The sequence below is a fragment of the Sinomonas sp. T428B genome (assembly GCF_056780155.1).
Map to the genome: position 1 here is coordinate 649,309 of NZ_JBRAZR010000001.1, position 18,210 is coordinate 667,518.

Genomic DNA, 18,210 nt, shown 5'->3' on the forward strand with positions numbered 1-18,210 from the left:
TCGTGAGAACAACTTTTCCGCCTCTGCAAGCCGTGCAACAGGGAAATTTGCTGGAAAGAATTGCAGTTCTTCACGTATTCTCAAGAAATGCCTCGTCAAGCCTCCTGGGCCCAGCCAGCCCCAGCTGCCGCGCCCACGACCAACGATCTGGACGTCATCGCCCTGGGCCGCCGCGTGCGCCACCTGCGCAAGGCCGCGGGCCTGACACTGGACGAGCTCGGCGCCGCCGTCGGGGCCGCCGCGAGCCAGCTGAGCCTCATCGAGAACGGCAAGCGCGAGCCCAAGCTGAGCCTCCTGAACCAGCTCGCGGGCGCCCTCGGCGTCGGGGTCGACGCGCTCCTCGGCGCGGAGCCGCCGAGCCGGCGCGCGGCCCTCGAGATCGAGCTCGAGCGGTACCAGCGCAGCCCCCTGTACGAGAACCTCAACCTGCCCAAGATCCGCGTGTCCTCGCGGCTCCCGCTCGACGTGCTCGAGGCCCAGCTCGGGCTCCTGCGCGAGCTCGAGCGGAAGATGAACGAGCAGGTGGCCACGCCCGAGGAGGCCCGCCGGGCCAACGGCGAGCTGCGCCGCATGATGCGCGAGCGCGGGAACTACTTCCCCGAGTACGAGGCCGAGGCGCAGAAGGTCCTCGCGCAGGTCGGGTACACGTCGGGGCCGCTGAGCCAGCACGTCATCTCGGACATCGCGAGCCACCTCGGCTTCAGCCTCCACCATGTGGGCGACCTGCCGCACTCGACCCGGTCGGTGACCGACCTGAAGAACCGCAGGATTTACCTCACGCACAACCAGCGCTCAGAGCACGACCCCCGCTCGGTGCTGCTCCAGGCGCTCGGGCACTACGTCCTGGGCCACGGGACGCCGAGCTCCTACGGGGACTTCCTCGCCCAGCGGGTCGCGACCAACTACTTCGCCGCGGCGCTCCTGCTGCCCGAGCAGGCCACGGTCGAGTTCCTGCAGCGCGCCAAGGCGGCCAAGGAGATCGCCGTCGAGGACATCCGCGACGCGTTCGCCGTGAGCTACGAGACCGCCGCGCATCGGTTCACGAACCTCGCGACCCAGCACCTCGGCATCACGACGCACTTCCAGAAGACGCACCAGTCCGGGATCATCTACAAGGCCTACGAGAACGACGGCGTCAACTTCCCGATGGACCACACCGGCGCCATCGAGGGCCAGCCATCGTGCAAGGCGTGGACGAGCCGGGCTGTGTTCGACGTGCCGGACAAGTTCAGCGCCTACAGCCAGTACACCGACACGGTCAACGGGACCTTCTGGTGCACCGCCCGCACCGAGCGCAGCGCGAGCGGCGAGTTCTCGCTCAGCATCGGCGTGCCGTACCAGCACGTGAAGTGGTTCCGAGGGAGGGACACGACGGCGCGCGCCACCTCTCGCTGCCCCGACCCGGACTGCTGCAAGCGCCCGCCCGCCGAGCTGAGCGAGCACTGGGCCGGCAACGCGTGGCCCTCCGCGCGGGCGCACTCGCACCTGCTCGCGGCGATGCCGCCCGGGGCGTTTCCCGGTGTGGACGAGACCGAGGTGTACGCGTTCCTCGAGGCGCACTCGGGCTCATAGGGGCAGCCGCAGGGGACGGCTGTCGCCTGCGGGGGGTCAAGCCCGGGGTCGGAGTTCAGCCGGGACTGGTCAGCCGGGACTGGTCAGCCGGGAACTGTTCAACCGGGGAACTGGGCGGCCGGGATGTCGGGCTCGCCGTCGTGGTCGTCGTCGCCGTAGGCGCGCATCGCAATGCGCCGGGCGAGCTCTTCGTCCATCTCGTACGGAGGAATCTGCCGGAAGGCATGGACCTCGCGCTTGGGCTTCTCTGGCGCCTCGGCGCCCGCCTCGGCATCCTTGCGCTTCTTGAACAGGCTCATGGTGACCTCCCGACGCGTGGTGTGAGCTGGCTCACCTTTTCACCTTACGCCCACGGTGGCGGAAATCTAGTGGGTGCCTCCTCGGGCGCGTCCCAACCGTTCCGGAATTGTCGGCTGGGGGTCGGTGCCGAGGGCGCGGACCGTCCTCAACTCGACAATTGCGGTTGGAGGTGGCATGCGGGTAGGCGATGGGCCGCGCTCAGCCGTGGAAGGCCCTGTATGCGGCCTCGGCGCCCGGGTGCAGCGGGATGCCCGCGGTGTTGATGAGGGTGTCCGGGCTCAGGAACTGGACGCCGAGGCTCGAACGCGGCACGAGCTCGGCGACCCGCGTGAGCAGGAGCTCGACCGTGCGCCGGGCCACGTCGGTGTCGAGGTCCTCGCGGCACAGGAGCAGGTTCGCCACGCCGACCGTCCAGGTCGCAGGGATGCCGGCGTAGGTGCCGTCCGGGATGAGGACGCGGTCGTAGAAGGCGCCGTGCCGGGCCCGAGTGGGAGCGATGAGCGGCGACAGGTCGAGGAGGGCCAGGCTCAGCTCCCTGCTTGCCGAGGCGATCGCGGCCGTCGGGACGCCTCCCGACCAGAAGAGCGCGTCGACGGCACCGTCGCGCAGGGCGGCGAGCCCCTGGTTCAGGCCGAGCGGCTCCTCGCGCAGCGACCCCTCCGGGATGCCCGAGGCCTCGATGAGCCGGCTCGCCGTGAGCGAGGTGCCCGCCCGGGGATCGCCGACCGCGGCCGAGCGGCCCGCGAGGTCTGCGAGGGTGGAGATCCCCGCGTCGCGCCGGACGATGCAGTGGACGTAGTTCTCGTACACCTTCCCGAGCGCGACGAGCCGCCCGGGCGCGGACGACGGCGCGGGGCCGGCCAGGCGCTCGGCCGCGGCGTCGGCGAGGGTGATCGCGAGGGTGGCCTGGCCGGCAGCGAGCCGGTCCATGTTGTCGAGGCTGCCGCCGGTCTCGAGCGCCCTGGACGTCTGGGCCACGCCGTGCCGGGTCAGGGCATCGGCGAGCAGGGAGGCGAACTCGAGGTAGAAGCCGCCGGGCTCGCCGCCGGCGACGGTGACCGCCCCCGGTGCCGGCGCCCGGGTGCATCCCGGGAGGAGGCCGGCGAGGGCCGCGCCGGCGCCTCCGCGCAGCAGTGTGCGCCGCCCGATGACGGGCCCGCCTCTCATGGCCCTGTCGCTCATGGCCCCGCCTCCCCTGGCGCAGCCTCCCCGGGCCTGGTCCCTCGCGGCCCGGCCGCCCCGGGCGCGGCCTCCCCGGGCGCGGTCTCCCCGGGCGCGGTCTCCCCGGGCCCCGCCTCGGGGAAGTCGAGCCGGGCCACGAGCCCGTGCGGCTCGGCCGGCGCCAGGACGAGGCGGGCGCCGTTCGCCCCTGCAAGCCGCTCCACGATCGCCATGCCGAGCCCCGTGCCCTGAATGCCCTGGTGCCGCGGGGACCGCCAGAAGCGCGTGGTCGCGGCGGCGAGCTCGTCCGCGCTCAGGCCGGGGCCGTCGTCGGCCACCTGGACGGAGACGACCCCGCCGCGAGCCCGAGCGGACACGGTGACGTGTGCACCGGGCGCGTACTTGAGGGCGTTGCCGATGAGCTCGCCGGCCATGTCGGCCAGGTCCCCTTCGTCGCAGCGGATCCGCAGGGGCTCCGGCGGAGGCCCGGCGAGGCGAAGCTCGACGCCGGCCCGGCGCGCCTCGGGCCCGGCGTGCTCGACGGCCTCGGCGAGGACCGGGTACGGGTCGAGGGAGATGGGGGCTCCGGCCTCCGCCGGCGCCGCGAGCTCCGACGCCCGGTGCTCGGCGGCGGCGAGGCGGAGGAGGTCCGCGAGGACGGACTCGACGCGCTCGAGCTCGGCCGACGCCCTGCCGGCGGCCTCCCGCTGCGCCTCCGTGGCGAGCTCGAGCCCGAGGAGGTCCGTGCGCAGCCGGAGCGCGCCGACGGGATTGCGCAGCTGGTGCGCCGCGTCCGCGATGAACTGGCGCTGCGACTCGAGGCTCTCGGCCACGGTCTGCGACATCGAGGTGAAGGCCCGGCTGAGCGCCCGGAGCTCGGGCGGGCCGTCCTCCGGCAGCGGGGCCGCGCGGCCCGACGAGCCTAGCTCAGTGACGGCCTCGGTGAGCCGGTGCACCGGGCGCAGCACCCAGCCGGTCACGCGCCCCGCGCCGAGCAGCAGGAGCGCCCACACGGCGGCCGCCCCGAGCGTGACGAACGCCCAGCGCTCCCGCAGCCTCGCCCGCGCGGGCTCGAGGTCGACGTCGAGCACGGCCTCGCCGAGCACCTGGCTCCCGGTGCCGAACGGCCGGGACATCGTCTCGGAGGCAGGGCCGAAGGGCGCGAGCGGGGAGAGCGCCGTGTCGTCGAGGTTGAGCCGCGCCCGGGCGAGGGCTTCCGCGATGTCGGGCCGGGCCGGGCTGAGGCCGCCCGAGGTGAGGGTCGCCGTCGGGGTTCGGATGACGAGGCCCTCGCCGTAGAGCGAGGAGTACCGGTCCATGTCCCGCTGCAGTTGGGCCGAGTCGCCATCGAGGGTCGAGTCGTAGGCCACCTGGGCGAAGCGCCCGAGGGCCGCGGCGCGGTTGATCTGCAGCTCCTGGGTGAGCTCGCGGCTCGCCGAGGCCAGGATCGAGGCCGCGACCGCGAGGACGATGAGCGCAGTGACGACGCTCAGGATGCCGAGGACCCTCAGCCTCACGGGCGCCTCACGTCCCGCCGCCGGCGGCAGCCCCGCCGTCGTTCTCCACGCGGTACCCCACCCCGCGGACGTTGACGATGAACCCCGGGAGGCCGAGCTTCGAGCGGAGGCCGGAGAGGTGGACGTCGAGGGACCGGGACGTCGTGAGGAAGGCGTCGCCCCAGAGGGCGTCCAGGATCTGCTCCCGCGTGACGACCGAGCCCGCGTGCCGCACGAGGAGCGCGAGGAGCTCGAACTCGGTCGCCGTCAGGTGCAGCGCGCGGCCGTCGACGGCGGCCTCCCGCCGGTCGAGGTCGACGCTCACCGGGCCCGCGCGGAGGCTGTGCGCGACGGTCCCGCCGCCCCGGGCCACGCGCCGCGCGACGGCCTCGATGCGCGCGAGGAGCTCGACGAGCTTGACGGGCTTGACGAGGTAGTCGTCCGCGCCCTGGCGCAGGCCGAGGACCACGCTGCGCTCGTCGTCCCGGGCCGTGAGGATGAGGATCGGGCAGTGCGTGACCTGGCGCAGCTTGCGCAGGACCTCGAGGCCGTCCATGTCCGGCAGGCCGAGGTCGAGCAGGACCACGTCGAAGTCCCGGTGGGCCAGGAGGGCGTCGGCGCCGCGCGCCACCCGGTGCCCGTCGAGGCCCGCTGAGCCGACAGCCGCGAGCAGCGCCGACGCCATGGCGTCGTCGTCCTCGACGATGAGCACTCGCATCCCGGGTTCCTTACTTCCGCGTGGCGACCTTCCGCGTCCGTAGGAGCCTACTCTCCCCGCCGAGGGTGAGGTTTAAGAAACAGTTAGGATCCGGGCCCGCGCCTTGGGCTGTGGTCCGGGTCACCCCTAGCGTCGAAGCCATGACCAGCACCCAGACTCAGCCCACGAGCGAGGCCGCGCAGACGCGGCGCGCCGTCGGCAACATCCTCAAGGGCTCGGCGGGCAACCTCGTCGAGTGGTACGACCTCTACGTCTACACGGTCTTCGCCGCGTACTTCCAGTCGCACTTCTTCAGCTCGCGCGACGAGCTCCAGGCCGGCATGGAGGCCATGGCCGTCTTCGCCGTCACGTTCCTCATGCGGCCCATCGGCTCGTGGTTCTTCGGCCGGTACGCGGACCGCAAGGGCCGCAAGGCCGCCCTAACGCTCAGCGTGAGCCTCATGAGCGCGGGCTCGTTCGCCATCGCGATCCTGCCCACCACCGAGCAGATCGGCATCCTCGCTCTCGTCGCGCTCATCGCGGTCCGGCTCCTGCAGGGCTTCTCCGTGGGCGGCGAGTACGGCACGAGCGCGACCTACATGTCCGAGGCCGCGACCGCCCGCCGCCGCGGGTTCTTCTCGAGCTTCCAGTACGTGACGCTCGTCGGCGGGCAGATGCTCGCGCTCCTCGTCCTCGTGATCCTCCAGCAGGTCCTGTCCAAGGAGGAGCTCACAGCGTGGGGCTGGCGCATCCCGTTCCTGCTCGGCGGCGTCGCGGCGCTCGTCGTCCTGTGGCTTCGCCGCTCGATGGAGGAGACCGTCTCCGAGGAGCAGGTGGCTGCGGCCCGCAAGGGTGCCTCCGGGGGAGCGGCCTCGCCCGAGGCCCAGCCCGGCACGATGCGACTCCTGCTCACGCGCCACTGGAAGGCGCTCCTCGTGTGCATCGGCGTGACCCTCGGCGGCACCGTGGCGTTCTACACGTACACGAACTTCATCCTCAAGTTCATGAACGACACCTCGGGCATCCCCAAGGAGGCCACGAGCCAGATCAACTTCTGGGCGCTGCTGATCTTCATGTGCCTCCAGCCCGTGTACGGGCTCATCTCGGACCGCGTGGGCCGCAAGCCGCTCCTGCTCTGGTTCGGCATCCTCGGCGTGCTGTGCACGTGGCCGCTGCTCTCGACCCTCGGCGGCACGCAGGACCCGGTCGCGGCCTTCTTCCTCATGATGGGCGGGCTCGTCATCGTCGGCGGGTACACGTCGATCAACGCGCTCGTGAAGGCCGAGCTCTTCCCCGCCTCGATCCGCGCCCTCGGCGTGGGCCTCGGCTACGCGATCGCCAACTCGCTCTTCGGCGGGACCGTGCCGCTCATCGGCGCGGCCCTGCAGAAGGCCGGCCAGGTCGAGGCGCTGTTCACCTACGTGACCGTCTGCATCGCGGCGTCCCTGCTCGTCTACGTGTTCTGCCTCAAGAACCGCAAGGACACGCACCTCGACGCCGAGCAGGGCTCCGCCTTCGGCGCCGCGGCGGGGACTGGCGCAGATCGTGGCACGGCGCGTGCCGCGCACGACGACGACGGCGAGCTCGAGCGCGTCGGCTGACCCGCCATCGTCCTCGCCTCGGGTGAGCTTCTCGGAAGGCCCCGGTTCACGCTCCGCGTGGCCCGGGGCCTTCCGCCTGCGCAGGTGCGGCGACGGACTCGCGCCGGGCGAGGCCCCACAGCGACGCGCGCCCGACTGCGGCGCACACCGCGGTGAGGAGCGTCAGGACGGCGAACGCCTGGGAAGGGCCGCGCGTCAGCCACGTGACGGCGGTCCCCAGGGCAATCGCCCGGCCATCGACCGCCACGCGCTCTGTTCCCCTCGATGCCACGCGCCCCCCTCCCCGAGCGTGTGCCGTATGCTGCCAGTCTGTCAGACGCCGGTGGGGTGAAGATCACACGCCGGGAAAACGTGTTCCTACGGCGCTGACCGGGCCTTCCGGGGAGGCGGTGGGGTTGGCCGTGATAGACCGAAAGGCAATGCGCCCCCATCCCAGCCCTGCCCCCGCGTCCTCCCGAGCACGCGCTCGGGCCGTCGGCGCGGGGCTGCTGCTCGTGTCCATCGGGCTCATCGCCCTGACCATGCGAGGCCCCTTCGTCGCCGTCGCGCCCGTCGTCGGGCCCCTCGCGGCGGAGCTGGGGCTCTCGGCCTCGGAGCTCGGGCTGCTCACGGGGATCCCCGTCCTGTGCTTCGCCCTCGCCTCGCCGCTCGCGTCCCTGTGCGCGCGCCGGCTCGGGGCCGAGGTCGCGGTGACACTCACGCTCCTGGGCGTCCTGGCCGGCGTGGTGCTCCGCTCGGTGAACGGCACCGTCGTCGTCATGCTCGGGACGGTCCTGATCGGCGTGGCGATCACCGTGGGCAACATTGCCGTCCCGCTCATCGTCCGGCGCGACTTCACGCCCGCCCGCCAGGGCATGGCTCTCGGCGTGTACACCGCCTCGCTCAACGTCGGGGCGTTCCTGACCTCGGTGGCCTCGGCGCCGCTCGCCGCGGCCGTGGGGTGGCGGCTCTCGCTCGCGGCGAGCGCGGTGTTCGCCGTCGTGGCGCTCGCGGTCTGGGCGGCCGCCGTCGGCCTCCGCGGCGCCTTCGCCCCCGCCGCGACCCCGCCTCCCGCGCCGGCCCCGAAGGGCGTGCGGCGACCGGGGCGGGGGATCCTCGTGGCGTTCGTGGTCGGCTTCGGCGGGCAGGCGTTCTCCTACTACGGCGTGACCGCGTGGCTTCCTAGCTTCCTGGGCGACGAGCTCGCGCTCTCCGCGGACGCCGCGGGCGCCGGCGCCTCGCTGTTCCAGATCCTCGCCATCCTCGGCGCGCTCGGCACGCCGCTGCTCGCCCGCTTCGCCGGGCCGACGACGGCGGCCGTGGTCCTGGCCGCGCTCTGGCTCACGGTGCCGGCGGGGCTCCTCATGGCGCCGGAGCTCTGGGCGCTATGGTGCTCCCTGGGCGGGGCCGCCCAGGGCGGGGGCATCACGCTGATCTTCACGGCCGTCATGCGGATCGCCCCCGACCAGGCCTCGGCGGGACGGATGTCCGCGTGGGTCCAGGGGCTCGGCTACTCCGCGGCCGCGACGGCCCCGACCCTCGTCGGCCTGGTCCACGACGCCTCCGGATCGTGGACCCCGCCGCTGCTCGTGATCCTCGGGTCCGTGCTGGCCTTCAGCGTCGGCACGCTCGTGGCCGTGCGGCTCGCGGCCCGGCACCAGGCGCGGTCCGGCCGGTCCGCCTCCTGATCCTCCAGGGCGGCCGCCTGATCCTCCAGGGCGGCCGCCTGATCCTGGGGGCCGCCGCCTGACCCCGAGAGCGGCCGTCCGACGAGGTGGTCGTTCTCCTTCGAGATGGTCGTTTCTCCACGGGATCAGAGGGACCATCTCGAAGGAGAAGGGCTATCTCGGTGGGCTGGTCCCTGCCCCGTAGTACCGCCCGAGCGTCTCGGCCTTGAACTCCCAGAAGGTGCCGTCCTCGATCGCCGCCCGCGCGCCGTCGACCATCCGCACGATGAAGCGCTCGTTGTGGATCGAGATGAGCGTGTGGGAGAGCATCTCCTGGGCCTTGAACAGGTGCCGGATGTAGGCGCGCGAGTAGTTCGCGCACGTGTAGCAGTCGCAGCCGTCCTGGAGCGGGCCCCAGTCGCGCCGGTACTTCGCGCCGGCGAGGTTGAACCGGCCCTCGGCGGTGTAGAACGCGGAGTTGCGGGCCACGCGCGTGGGGGAGACGCAGTCGAACGTGTCGGCGCCGGCCTCGATGGCCACGAAGATGTCGTCCGGCTCGGAGATGCCCAGCAGGTGCCGCGGCTTGTCCTCGGGCAGGACCTCGGAGCACCAGCCCACGATCGTGCCGAGGTTCTCCTTCTCGAGCGCCCCGCCGATCCCGAAGCCGTCGAACGGCATCGCTCCCAGATCGGAGCAGGCCTTGCGGCGCAGGTCCTCGTACTGCGCGCCCTGGATGACGCCGAACAGGGCCTGGTACGGCTTGCCCGTGCGCTCGTCGGTCAGGCGGAAGTGCTCCGCGACGCAGCGCTCGGCCCAGCGCCGCGTCCGCTCGAGGGCCTCCTCCTGATAGGCACGCGAGTTGTGCAGGGTGGTCAGCTCGTCGAACGCGAACATGATGTCCGCGCCGATCTGGTGCTGGACCTGCATCGAGATCTCGGGCGTGAACCGGTGGCGGTCGCCGTTGAGGTGGCTCTTGAACCACACGCCGTCGTCGTCGACGTGCGCGAGGCGCTCCTTGCCGGGGGCGACGGCGCTGTCCCGATCCGCGTCGCTGGAGCCGGCGCCGCCGGGGGCCGGGCCGTCCGCGGCCGGGCCCTTCATGTCGATGACCTTCTTGAACCCCGAGCCGAGGCTCATGACCTGGAACCCGCCCGAGTCCGTGAACGTGGGCCCGGGCCAGTTCATGAACCGGCCGAGCCCGCCGGCCTCGTCGAGGATGTCCGCGCCGGGCTGGAGGTAGAGGTGGTAGGCGTTCGCGAGCAGCGCCTGCGCGCCGAGCTCGGCCATCGACTCCGGCAGCACCGCCTTGACGGTGGCCTTCGTGCCGACGGCGATGAACGCGGGCGTCCGGATCTCCCCGTGCGGCGTGCGGATGGTCCCGGTTCTGCCCAGGGAGGGCCCGCCGTCGTGGGCGCCGTCCTCCCCGCCGAGGCGGGCGCCGACCGTGAAGGAGAACTCGGACTGGCGAGGGTGGCGCGGGACGGAATCATGCACCCACCCAGTCTGCCGCACCCCCGGGGGAGGAACGTCTCTCAGCCGATCCACAGCGTGGGCACAGCCTGCGCGCCTATCGTGGGCCGAGCGGGGGGCCGCACACTCTGGAAGGACGATTGTGGGCCACCGAGACCGAGGACGACGCCGACGGCGCCCCGCGCGGGCGGTCGTCGCGCTCTTCCTGCTCGCGGTGGCGACGGTCGGGGCCCTGATCGTCGGGCCGAGGGGCGGCGGACCGACCGACCTCGGCGCCGCGCCGGCCCAGGCTCCACTGGTCCAGACTGCTCCGGCAGAGACTCCGCAGGCCCAGACGGAGCGAGCAGAGGCAGCGGCGGCTCAGACGGCGCCGGCGGAGGCGGCGCCATCCAAGGCCCCTCCGGCAGAGACTGCGCTGGCGGAGGCCGCGCCGGCCCAGACCCCGTCAGCCCAGACGGCCGGTGCCGGCATGCGGGGCACCGGCCCTGCGGCGTCCTCCGGGCAGCCCGCCTGGCAGGACCTCCCCCAGGAGATGGAGGCGACGGTCCGGGGGTTCCTCAACGAGCAGGGGGCCGCTGGGATCGCGGTGGCTGTATCGACCGGGGCGGACACGGGCTCCGGGGTGACCGCGCGCTACGCCACGGCCCTCGGGACCGCCGACGCTCAACAGCCGTGGACCCTCGAGACCCGCTCGGCCTACCGGAGCATCACGAAGAGCCTCGTGGGGACCGTTGTCCTGCAGCTCGCCGCCGAGGGCAGGATCGGGCTCGACGACTCGGTCGCCGAGTGGGTCCCCGGGATCGCCACGCTCACCTATGGCGGCAAGCCGGTGGGGCGCGACATCACGGTGCGCATGGCACTCGCGATGCGCACCGGGCTGGCCGAGTTCTCCTCCACGAAGGCCTTCTCCGCGCGCCTCCAGAGGGACTACACGGGCGCCTTCACCGACGACGAGCTGCTCGGCTACGCCCTCAGCGTCCCCCTCGGGTTCCTCCCGGGAACGGCCTACGGGTACAGCAATTCGAACACGCTCGTGCTGGCCGAGATCGTGCACGAGGTGACCGGCCAGAGCTGGGACGAGGCCGTCCGCTCACGGATCCTGGAGCCGCTGGGCCTGTCCTCCGTCGACTACGCCGGCAGCGCTGACCCCGCCGAGGCGGGCGCCGTGGCCAAACCCTACGCGTCCCGTGCAGCCGGTCTGATCGGGCTGGCCCAGGTCAGCCCGAGCCTCTACGGGGCCTCGGGTGGCCTCTTCGGCGACGTCGGGGACCTCCTGTCGTGGGGACGGGCCCTCGGCTCCGGGCAGCTGCTGCCGCCCCCGCTGCAGGACCAGCGGTTCGCCTCCCTCTCCAACCCCTCCGTGGAGAGCCCGGGGAGCCCCTACTACACCGGCTATGGGCTCGGGGCAGGGGAGATCAATGGCTGGTGGGGCCACACCGGGACCGGCCTCGGCTACCAGGCCCTGACCCTGCACCACCCGGCCGCTGGCACGACCATCGCGATCCTCATCAACACGCAGCTGCCCAACCCGAACGGCCCTGCCATCCTCTTCGACCGGCTCAAGGGGCCGCTCGGCGCGCTCGGGCAGGCCTCCTAGCTGTACTGATCCGCCCCCTCAGGCGCGCACGGCGTCGAGCTCGACCTCGATCCGGCGGTCCAGCTCGTCCTGGGCGAGGGACTCGGAGCCGCCGTGCGCGCGCAGGTGCAGGAGCGCGCCGAGGCGGAGCATGCGCCAGCCGCGCTCCTCGCCGTGGTCCTTGGACTCGACGGCGCGCGTGATCTCCTTGTCGTACAGGTTCGGCTCGTTGAGGGCGCGCTGGCGCACGCGCTCGGCCATGCGGGCCCGGAAAGGGTCCGTCTCCGCCGTTTCGGGGGCTCGGAGGAGCTCGCCATAGGCGTCCGCCCGGTCCGTCTCGCCGCGCTCGCGGGCAAGGTGGGCGGCGAGGCTCAGCGCGGACTCGATCGAGGCCCACCGCGCGGGGTTGCCGTCGTAGGGCAGGACGGCGAGCAGGTCGGCGACAGAGAGCGCGCCCTCAGTGTCGCGCTGGCCGATGTAGAGCTCATAGGCGAGCGCGCGCAGGTCGGCGAGGCACGCGCCGGACTTGACGTTGATGCCCTTCGCGAGCCGCTCCGCGAGCTCGTGCACCGTGTGCCGGCCGGGGTGGGCGGCATCGAGGCGGCGCATGAGGTCCTCGGGCTTCTCCTCGCGGGCCGGGATGCGGGCGAGGAGCTCGGGGCTCGGGCCGCCGTCCCGGACGGGCGCGGCGCCCGGGACGACGACGACGTCCCCCGTGTCGAGCGTGATTTCGGACGGGCCGCGGGGCGGGAGCAGGGGCCGTGCGGGGGCCGCGTGGGCGGGGGCGAGCGGGGTGGGGTCGAGCAGGGTGGCCGCCTCCGCCGGTGCGGCGGACGACGACGGAGAGCGGCCGGCGTCGTGCGCCGCGGACCCGATCTCGGCGACAGAGGACCCCGCTTCGGCGTCGGGGGACCCCATCTCGCGGTCGGGGGACCCCATCTCGGCGTCAGGGGACCCGGCCTCGGCGGTGGGGCCCGAGAAGAGCAGGTCCGCCGGCCGGGGGGCCTTGCCGCGGGACACCCTGGCCCGCGTCCCGTGCGCGGCGCGCAGGTTCGCGTGGTTGTCGAGGACCACGAAGTACAGGGCGGGGTTGTCGTAGTCGTCCAGGACCGTGTCGACTTCGAGGATCTCCGCGCTGGCCTCCCCGTCCGGCAGGAGGAGGCGCTGTCCGGGCCGCAGCTCGTGGGCGTCGATCTCGTGGAACTCGGTGGCTCCGTGCGTCTCGTGCGGTCCTGAGTGGTGCATGGGGATCCTCCGGGCTGGCTGTCGGTCCGCCTTCTAGCCTATGACGAATCGATAACGGCCCGGCTGAGGCGCGCGGCGCCGGGGAGCACTGTGCGGCGCCGGAGGCTGTCAGACCCCTACGGCGTGTACCCCGCGAACGCGAGCGCCTGGCGCACGAGCTCCCCCCGGCCGCCCACGAACTCGGCCTGGACCTCGACGCTGAGCACCTCGGCGGGCGCCATCCAGGTGAGCTCGAGCGCGTCCTGCCGGGGCTGGCACTCGCCGGCCACGGGGATCACGTAGGCGAGGGCGACGGCGTGCTGGCGCTCGTCGACGAAGCCCGTCTGGGACGGCGAGGGGAAGTACTCGACGACCGTGAAGGGGACCGGGCTCACCGGCAGCTGCGGCAGTGCGAGCGGCCCGAGGTCCTTCTCGAGGTGGCGCAGGAGCGCGGCCCGGATCGTCTCCTTGTACAGGACGCGGCCCGAGACGAGGCTGCGCATCATGTTGCCCTCGTCGTCGGCCTGGAGCAGGAGCCCGACCTCGCTCACGTAGCCGAGCGGGTCGAGGCGCACCGGGAGGGCCTCGACATAGAGCATGGGCAGCCGATTCCTGGCCTCGTAGAGGTCCTCGGGGGAGAGCCAGCCGGGGTACGGGTCTGGGGTGCGCACTGCCATGCCTACTGTTCTACCGTATGCGTCGGCGGGGCCGGGAGAATGACGATCGGACTTCCGTCCGCGATCGGCACCGTGAGGCGCACGACGGCGCCCGGCTGGCCGGGTGCCTCGCCCCTGCCGGGCTGCCACCCGTCGGCGGCGAGGCGCTCGCCCAAGGCGGCCAGGTCGCCGTCGTACTCGAGGACGATCCCGCTCACGGCGGGCACCGGCGCCGGCAGGGCGGCGAGGACCCCGCCGTTCTTCGCCGTGAACTCCGTGCCGAGCGGCTCGGCGCCGGGCTGGACGGCCGGGGTGGCGAGGGCGGGCTCGGGGGCTGTGTGCGCGGTGCGGGGCCGGGCGCCGATCGAGGCGAGCGTCGCGAGCGCGCCCGGCACGTCCGGGGTGAGCCACTCGAGCCGGACGGCGATGGCGGGGTCGGCGTCGGCGCACTGGGCGCCGTGCTGGGACGGCTCGGCGAGGAATGTGAGCCCGTCCGGCCCGGTGACCCGCACGCGCTGCCCGCCGTTGCCGTCCTCGAGCACCGCGGTGCCGCCGTCCTCGAGGGTGCGGCGGGCGAACTCCTCGGGCTCGCGGATCTCGACGCCGAACTCGGTCACGCCGTCGCCCGCGGCTCCGGTGGCCCCCGCCGTGACGGAGCGGAGCAGGATGCGGCCGCTCGAGGAGTCCATCGTGGTCCAGCCGTTCCCCTCCTCGGTCGCGACGAGGCCCAGGGACTCGAGCAGCCCGCGCAGCTGCGGGAGGGCGGACGTGTAGCGGGTGGGGCGGACGCGCAGCATAGAGAGTTTCCTTTCGGCTCGCTCCATCCTCCCACCACAGGGGCAGATTCCCGGCGTCTTGTGCTGTGGCGCAGGGCCCGCCAGAGTGGGGCCCATGGCTCCCGAACTGCCCGAGCTCCTCGTCCCCGACGCCGCCGCGTGGCACGACTGGCTCGCCGAGCACCACGCCGAGACCCCCGGAGTCTGGCTCGTGCTGTCCAAGAAGGGCGGGACCGTGACCGCGCTGCAGTACGAGGAGGCCGTCCTCGAGGCGCTGTGCTACGGCTGGATCGACGGGCAGCTGCGGCCGCGGGACGCGGGGAGCTCGGCCATCCGCTTCACCCCGAGGACCAAGACGAGCCGCTGGTCCACCTCCAACGTCGAGCGGGTGGCCCGGCTCGAGGCCGAGGGGCGCATGACGCCCGCGGGACGCTCCGCGGTCGAGGCCGCCAAGGCGGACGGCCGCTGGGAGATGGCCTACGCGGGCCCCGCGACGGCCGAGGTGCCCGAGGACCTCGCCGCCGCGATCGCCGCCGTGCCTGAGGCCCAGGCCATGTTCGACGTGCTGACCTCGGCCAACCGCTTCGCGCTCATCTACCGCACGACCCAGGTCAAGCGGCCCGAGACCCGGGCACGGAAGATCGCCCAGTTCGTGGACATGCTCGCCCGGCACGAGACCGTGTACCCGCAGAAGCGCAGGCCGTAGGCCAGGGTAGCCCCGCTCAGCGGCCGAGGGCCTGGGCCGCGACCGCCGCGCCGGCCGCGCTCCACGCCTGCGGTCGGCACGCCGAGGGGTACGGCAGGGCGTGGTCGGTCTCCTCTGAGCCCTCGCCCGAGAACAGCTCGGGCAGCGAATGCCCGAACGACTCCGAGGCCCGCACGAGCCCCCGCGCCACCGCGGCGGCCTCCGCCCGGAACCCATCGGTCAGCATCCCGCGCACGGCGATCGCGGTGTCGTGGCTCCACACCGAGCCGCAGTGGTAGCTCAGTGGCCAGTACCCCGCCGCGGACGTCGAGAGCGTGCGGATCCCGAAGCCGCTGAACAGCTCCGGGCCCGTCAGGCGGGCCACGACGAGCCCGGCCTCCTCCTCGGACAGGAGCCCCGTGCCGAGCAGGTGGCCCATGTTGGAGCCGGGCGCATCGAGCGGCGACCCGGCGCCGTCGAGCGCCATGGCGGGGAACCGGCCCGCCTCGTCCTCGACCCAGAAGCGCTCGCGGAAGCGGGCCCGCAGCGCCGCGGCGAACTCCCGCAGCGCCGTCGCCTGCGCCCGCAGCCCCTCGCCGCCGCCCGCCGGGCGGAGCTCCTCGAAGAGCGCGGCCGCCTCGACCGCGGCCTGGTGCGCGTACGCCTGCACCTCCGCGAGCGCGATCGGCCCCTGGGCCCGCCGCCCGTCGAGGAACTGCATCGCGTCCGCCGAGTCCTTCCAGCCCTGGTTGCTGAGCCCGTGGCCGGTCTCGTCGCGGTAGGAGAGGAACCCGGCGGTGGCCTCGGCGCTCCCCGCCCCCGCGCCGAGGAGCCACTCGGCCGCGAGCCGGGCCTGCGGCACGAGCGCCCGCACGGCGTCCGGCGAGCGGCCCGTGCGCCACAGCTCGCCGAGGAGGCACAGCCACAGCGGGGTCGAGTCGACGCTCCCGTAGTACACCGGCGGCAGGCGCAGCTGGTCCCCGCCGGGGCCGCCGTCGAGCACGAGCTCGCGGGCGCGCACCTCGTGCGGGATCTTGCCCGGGTCCTCGGCCGACTCGGGCCGGTGCTCGCCGCCCTGGTAGGCCGCGAGCGCGCGGAGCGTCCCGGACGCGAGCGCGGTGTCGAGCGGCAGGAGCAGCCGGGCGGCCCAGAGCGAGTCGCGGCCGAACAGCGTGAAGTACCACGGCGCGCCCGCCGCGAGGAACGGCGCGTCCGGCACGCGCCGGGTCGCGAGCCGCAGGCCCGCGAGCTCCTCGAGCGACGTCGAGAGCAGCCGCCCGAGGGCGTCCTGCCGCGCGTCCGCCGCGAGCGGCGCGTCCGGGGCGGGGAGCACGACGGCGTCCGCGTCCTCGAGCGCCAGGCTCCACTCCGCGCGGAACGGCTCGCCCCGGCCGAGCACCGCGGCCCACGTGAGGGCCGGGTGGCCGGTGGGGAAGCCGTCCGTGTCGTCGGCGTCCTCGTCGAGGGCGGTCGTCGCGGCCGCCGGGGTCTTCGAGGGCAGGCCCGGGCGGGCTGCGACCACGGCGGAATGCGCGCCGTGCGACCACGCCAGCCCGGCGCCGTCGTGCGCCGCGGCCTGGCCCCGCACGGAGCTTCCGGCGACCTGCCCAGCGTCGTGCGCGCCGTCGTGCGCCTGCGGCGGCACCGGCTCGCCGGCCCCGCCCACGCGGACCGCGTCCATGGGCGCGAAGTCCGCTCCGAGGTGCACCGCGAGCGTGCACTCGAGCCGCTCGAGGGACGTGCTGAGCTCGATCCTGTGGCGCACCCGCCCAGGCTCGACGCTCCAGTGCTGCCGGACGCGGACGGCCGGGTCGAGGGTGGGGCCGGGGATGGCGCGGGCGAGGCCGTCGACGGTGAGCCGGGAGCCCGAGCCGGAGACGCCGACGGGCTGCGGCTCGGCGCCGCCGACCGTGACGAGAGCCCGCGCCAGGAAGCGCGTGTCCCCGTGGAAGATGCCGGTGAGGCCACCGCCTGCCGGGCCGGGCTCGAGCCGCCCGTCGGCATCGAGCCAGAGCTGGGTGGGGGCCGCGAGGGCCACGTGCTGGCGGTGCAGGGACGGCTGAAGCGGTGCCTGGGCGCTCATGCGGGCCACGCTACTGGACCCGCCGGGGCTGCGGGAGGGGTGGCCGGGCGCGCAGGTCCGGCCGACACTGGAACCATGACGTGGTTCCGGCAGGGGCGCCGCAGGGGCGGGGAGTCTGAGGAGCGCGAGCCAGCGGAGGCGACGGGGCGCGAGCCCGTCGAGGTGCCCGAGGCAAGGCTGCATGCGACGGTGCGGGGGGTCGTGCAGGGGGTCGGTTTCCGCTATTGGACCCTCGGCGAGGCGGAGAAGCGCGGGCTCGTCGGCTCCGCCGGGAACCTGCTCGACGGGACGGTCGAGGTCACGGCGGAGGGCACCCGCGACGACGTCGAGGCCCTCCTGGACTGGCTGCGCTCGGGGAACACGCCGGGGCGCGTGGACGGGGTCGACGCCACGATCGGGCCGGCGACCGGCGAGTTCACGCGGTTCAGCCTGTTCTGAGGTGCGCGCCGGGTCCTCTTCGCCGCCGCCGAGCCTCAGGCCCAGCCGCGGAGGTAGTCGAGCTGTGCCGCGACCGAGTTCTCGGCCGCGCGCCGCACGGAGGGGTCGATGTCCGTGTAGACGGCGTCGGTGACGGCTGCGATCGGCGCGTCCGGGCCGAGCTGCGCGAGGGCAGTGCGGACCTGGCCGAGCCGCTCCTCGCGGTGGGCGAGGTAGGCGCGCGCGATCTGCCCGATGCTCTCCAGCACGGGCCCATGCGCGGGCAGGGCGGCGGCGTCGCCGAAGGTCTCGAGGCGGCGCAGCGACGCGAGGTAGTCGCCGAGGCGCCCGTCGGGGAAGGCGATGACGGTCGTGCCGCGGCCCAGGATCGTGTCGCCGGTGATGACGGAGCCCTGGTCGCCGTCGTCGGGCAGGTAGAGGCAGACGGAGTCGGCGGTGTGCCCGGGCGTCGCGAGGACCTCGATCCGCACGCCGGCCGCCTCGAGGACCTCTCCGTCGGCCAGCGGAGGGGCGCCGAGGCACAGGGCCGCGTCGAGGGCGCGGACGGGCGCGCCGGTCAGCCGGTGGAACTCGGCGGCGGCCTCGGTGTGGTCCGGGTGGTGGTGCGTGAGGAGGATGAGCTCGACGCGGCCCGCGCCGGCCAGCGCGGCGAGGTGCTCCCCGTCGAGCGGACCCGGGTCCACGACGACGGCGGAGTCGGAGCCCGGCGCGGCGATCACGTACGAGTTCGTCCCGTCGAGGCTCATGGGGCCGGGGTTCGGCGCGAGCCGGGAGCGAGTCAGCGCTGAGCTCGCGGTCCAGCGGTCGGGGGCAGCGTCGTCGGCCATGG

17 protein-coding genes are annotated in these 18,210 nt (G+C 73.8%); 6 read left to right on the top strand and 11 right to left on the bottom strand.

Annotated elements, in window-relative coordinates; genetic code table 11:
• Positions 1 to 60 precede the first annotated feature (60 nt).
• On the top strand, positions 61 to 1,572 hold the full coding sequence (locus tag ACUYMY_RS03080) for a helix-turn-helix domain-containing protein (protein WP_481702175.1): 1,512 nt from the start codon (positions 61 to 63) through the stop codon (positions 1,570 to 1,572).
• A gap of 98 nt (positions 1,573 to 1,670) precedes the next feature.
• Here ACUYMY_RS03080 and ACUYMY_RS03085 read toward each other — a convergent pair whose 3' ends face one another.
• The 4 genes from ACUYMY_RS03085 to ACUYMY_RS03100 form a co-directional block, all read right to left on the bottom strand.
• Complete coding sequence (locus ACUYMY_RS03085) at positions 1,671 to 1,871, bottom strand: hypothetical protein (RefSeq protein ID WP_481702176.1); 201 nt, start codon at positions 1,869 to 1,871, stop codon at positions 1,671 to 1,673.
• Between the two features lie 199 nt (positions 1,872 to 2,070).
• Entirely contained in the window at positions 2,071 to 3,054 is a 984-nt protein-coding gene (locus ACUYMY_RS03090) for a TAXI family TRAP transporter solute-binding subunit (RefSeq protein ID WP_481702177.1), read from the bottom strand.
• Entirely contained in the window at positions 3,051 to 4,550 is a 1,500-nt protein-coding gene (locus ACUYMY_RS03095) for a sensor histidine kinase (RefSeq protein WP_481702178.1), read from the bottom strand. Before ACUYMY_RS03095 ends, ACUYMY_RS03090 begins: the two co-directional genes overlap by 4 nt.
• Before the next feature lie 7 nt (positions 4,551 to 4,557).
• Positions 4,558 to 5,247 (bottom strand): response regulator transcription factor, encoded by a 690-nt coding sequence (locus ACUYMY_RS03100; RefSeq protein ID WP_481702179.1) that lies wholly within the window; start codon positions 5,245 to 5,247, stop codon positions 4,558 to 4,560.
• A gap of 140 nt (positions 5,248 to 5,387) precedes the next feature.
• Here ACUYMY_RS03100 and ACUYMY_RS03105 point away from each other — a divergent pair, with 140 nt between their 5' ends.
• On the top strand, positions 5,388 to 6,827 hold the full coding sequence (locus ACUYMY_RS03105; protein WP_481702180.1) for an MFS transporter: 1,440 nt from the start codon (positions 5,388 to 5,390) through the stop codon (positions 6,825 to 6,827).
• Between the two features lie 46 nt (positions 6,828 to 6,873).
• Here ACUYMY_RS03105 and ACUYMY_RS03110 read toward each other — a convergent pair whose 3' ends face one another.
• Positions 6,874 to 7,098: a hypothetical protein gene (locus tag ACUYMY_RS03110; RefSeq protein ID WP_481702181.1), complete on the bottom strand. Its 225-nt coding sequence runs from the start codon at positions 7,096 to 7,098 to the stop codon at positions 6,874 to 6,876.
• A gap of 148 nt (positions 7,099 to 7,246) precedes the next feature.
• On the opposite strand from ACUYMY_RS03110, the gene ACUYMY_RS03115 reads away from it, so the two are divergent.
• Positions 7,247 to 8,494 carry an MFS transporter gene (locus tag ACUYMY_RS03115; protein WP_481702182.1) on the top strand — a complete coding sequence of 416 codons (1,248 nt, stop codon included), beginning with the start codon at positions 7,247 to 7,249 and terminating at the stop codon, positions 8,492 to 8,494.
• Between the two features lie 153 nt (positions 8,495 to 8,647).
• On the opposite strand, the gene tgt is transcribed toward ACUYMY_RS03115, so the two are convergent.
• Positions 8,648 to 9,967, bottom strand: a complete 1,320-nt coding sequence (gene tgt / locus ACUYMY_RS03120) for a tRNA guanosine(34) transglycosylase Tgt (protein WP_481702183.1) — start codon at positions 9,965 to 9,967, stop codon at positions 8,648 to 8,650.
• Positions 9,968 to 10,085: 118 nt separating this feature from the next.
• Here tgt and ACUYMY_RS03125 point away from each other — a divergent pair, with 118 nt between their 5' ends.
• A complete protein-coding gene (locus ACUYMY_RS03125) occupies positions 10,086 to 11,540 on the top strand; it encodes a serine hydrolase domain-containing protein (protein WP_481702184.1) in 1,455 nt (484 codons plus the stop codon).
• 18 nt (positions 11,541 to 11,558) lie between these two features.
• On the opposite strand, the gene ACUYMY_RS03130 is transcribed toward ACUYMY_RS03125, so the two are convergent.
• From ACUYMY_RS03130 to ACUYMY_RS03140, 3 genes are all read right to left on the bottom strand, one after another.
• Complete coding sequence (locus ACUYMY_RS03130; protein ID WP_481702185.1) at positions 11,559 to 12,764, bottom strand: DUF6707 family protein; 1,206 nt, start codon at positions 12,762 to 12,764, stop codon at positions 11,559 to 11,561.
• A 116-nt stretch (positions 12,765 to 12,880) separates the two neighbouring features.
• The gene (locus tag ACUYMY_RS03135) at positions 12,881 to 13,420 is read right to left on the bottom strand and encodes an NUDIX hydrolase family protein (protein WP_481702186.1); all 540 of its coding nucleotides are present in this window, start codon (positions 13,418 to 13,420) and stop codon (positions 12,881 to 12,883) included.
• Between the two features lie 2 nt (positions 13,421 to 13,422).
• Positions 13,423 to 14,196, bottom strand: coding sequence for a VOC family protein (locus tag ACUYMY_RS03140; protein ID WP_481702187.1), 774 nt, complete (start codon positions 14,194 to 14,196; stop codon positions 13,423 to 13,425).
• A 94-nt stretch (positions 14,197 to 14,290) separates the two neighbouring features.
• Between ACUYMY_RS03140 and ACUYMY_RS03145 the strand changes: the two genes are divergently transcribed.
• Positions 14,291 to 14,881 carry a YdeI/OmpD-associated family protein gene (locus ACUYMY_RS03145; RefSeq protein ID WP_481702188.1) on the top strand — a complete coding sequence of 197 codons (591 nt, stop codon included), beginning with the start codon at positions 14,291 to 14,293 and terminating at the stop codon, positions 14,879 to 14,881.
• Positions 14,882 to 14,897: 16 nt separating this feature from the next.
• On the opposite strand, the gene ACUYMY_RS03150 is transcribed toward ACUYMY_RS03145, so the two are convergent.
• Entirely contained in the window at positions 14,898 to 16,943 is a 2,046-nt protein-coding gene (locus ACUYMY_RS03150; RefSeq protein WP_481702189.1) for a glycogen debranching N-terminal domain-containing protein, read from the bottom strand.
• 75 nt (positions 16,944 to 17,018) lie between these two features.
• Between ACUYMY_RS03150 and ACUYMY_RS03155 the strand changes: the two genes are divergently transcribed.
• Entirely contained in the window at positions 17,019 to 17,381 is a 363-nt protein-coding gene (locus ACUYMY_RS03155) for an acylphosphatase (protein ID WP_481702190.1), read from the top strand.
• Positions 17,382 to 17,416: 35 nt separating this feature from the next.
• On the opposite strand, the gene ACUYMY_RS03160 is transcribed toward ACUYMY_RS03155, so the two are convergent.
• Complete coding sequence (locus ACUYMY_RS03160; protein WP_481702191.1) at positions 17,417 to 18,208, bottom strand: MBL fold metallo-hydrolase; 792 nt, start codon at positions 18,206 to 18,208, stop codon at positions 17,417 to 17,419.
• Positions 18,209 to 18,210 lie beyond the last annotated feature (2 nt).

Bases quoted from the DNA above. Each gene is read 5' to 3' on its own strand.
- ACUYMY_RS03085 (WP_481702176.1), bottom strand. From the start codon at position 1,871: ATGAGCCTGTTCAAGAAGCGCAAGGATGCCGAGGCGGGCGCCGAGGCG.
- ACUYMY_RS03090 (WP_481702177.1), bottom strand. From the start codon at position 3,054: ATGAGCGACAGGGCCATGAGAGGCGGGCCCGTCATCGGGCGGCGCACA.
- ACUYMY_RS03100 (WP_481702179.1), bottom strand. From the start codon at position 5,247: ATGCGAGTGCTCATCGTCGAGGACGACGACGCCATGGCGTCGGCGCTG.
- ACUYMY_RS03105 (WP_481702180.1), top strand. From the start codon at position 5,388: ATGACCAGCACCCAGACTCAGCCCACGAGCGAGGCCGCGCAGACGCGG.
- ACUYMY_RS03115 (WP_481702182.1), top strand. From the start codon at position 7,247: ATGCGCCCCCATCCCAGCCCTGCCCCCGCGTCCTCCCGAGCACGCGCT.
- ACUYMY_RS03130 (WP_481702185.1), bottom strand. From the start codon at position 12,764: ATGCACCACTCAGGACCGCACGAGACGCACGGAGCCACCGAGTTCCAC.
- ACUYMY_RS03135 (WP_481702186.1), bottom strand. From the start codon at position 13,420: ATGGCAGTGCGCACCCCAGACCCGTACCCCGGCTGGCTCTCCCCCGAG.
- ACUYMY_RS03140 (WP_481702187.1), bottom strand. From the start codon at position 14,196: ATGCTGCGCGTCCGCCCCACCCGCTACACGTCCGCCCTCCCGCAGCTG.
- ACUYMY_RS03145 (WP_481702188.1), top strand. From the start codon at position 14,291: ATGGCTCCCGAACTGCCCGAGCTCCTCGTCCCCGACGCCGCCGCGTGG.
- ACUYMY_RS03150 (WP_481702189.1), bottom strand. From the start codon at position 16,943: ATGAGCGCCCAGGCACCGCTTCAGCCGTCCCTGCACCGCCAGCACGTG.
- ACUYMY_RS03155 (WP_481702190.1), top strand. From the start codon at position 17,019: ATGACGTGGTTCCGGCAGGGGCGCCGCAGGGGCGGGGAGTCTGAGGAG.
- ACUYMY_RS03160 (WP_481702191.1), bottom strand. From the start codon at position 18,208: ATGGCCGACGACGCTGCCCCCGACCGCTGGACCGCGAGCTCAGCGCTG.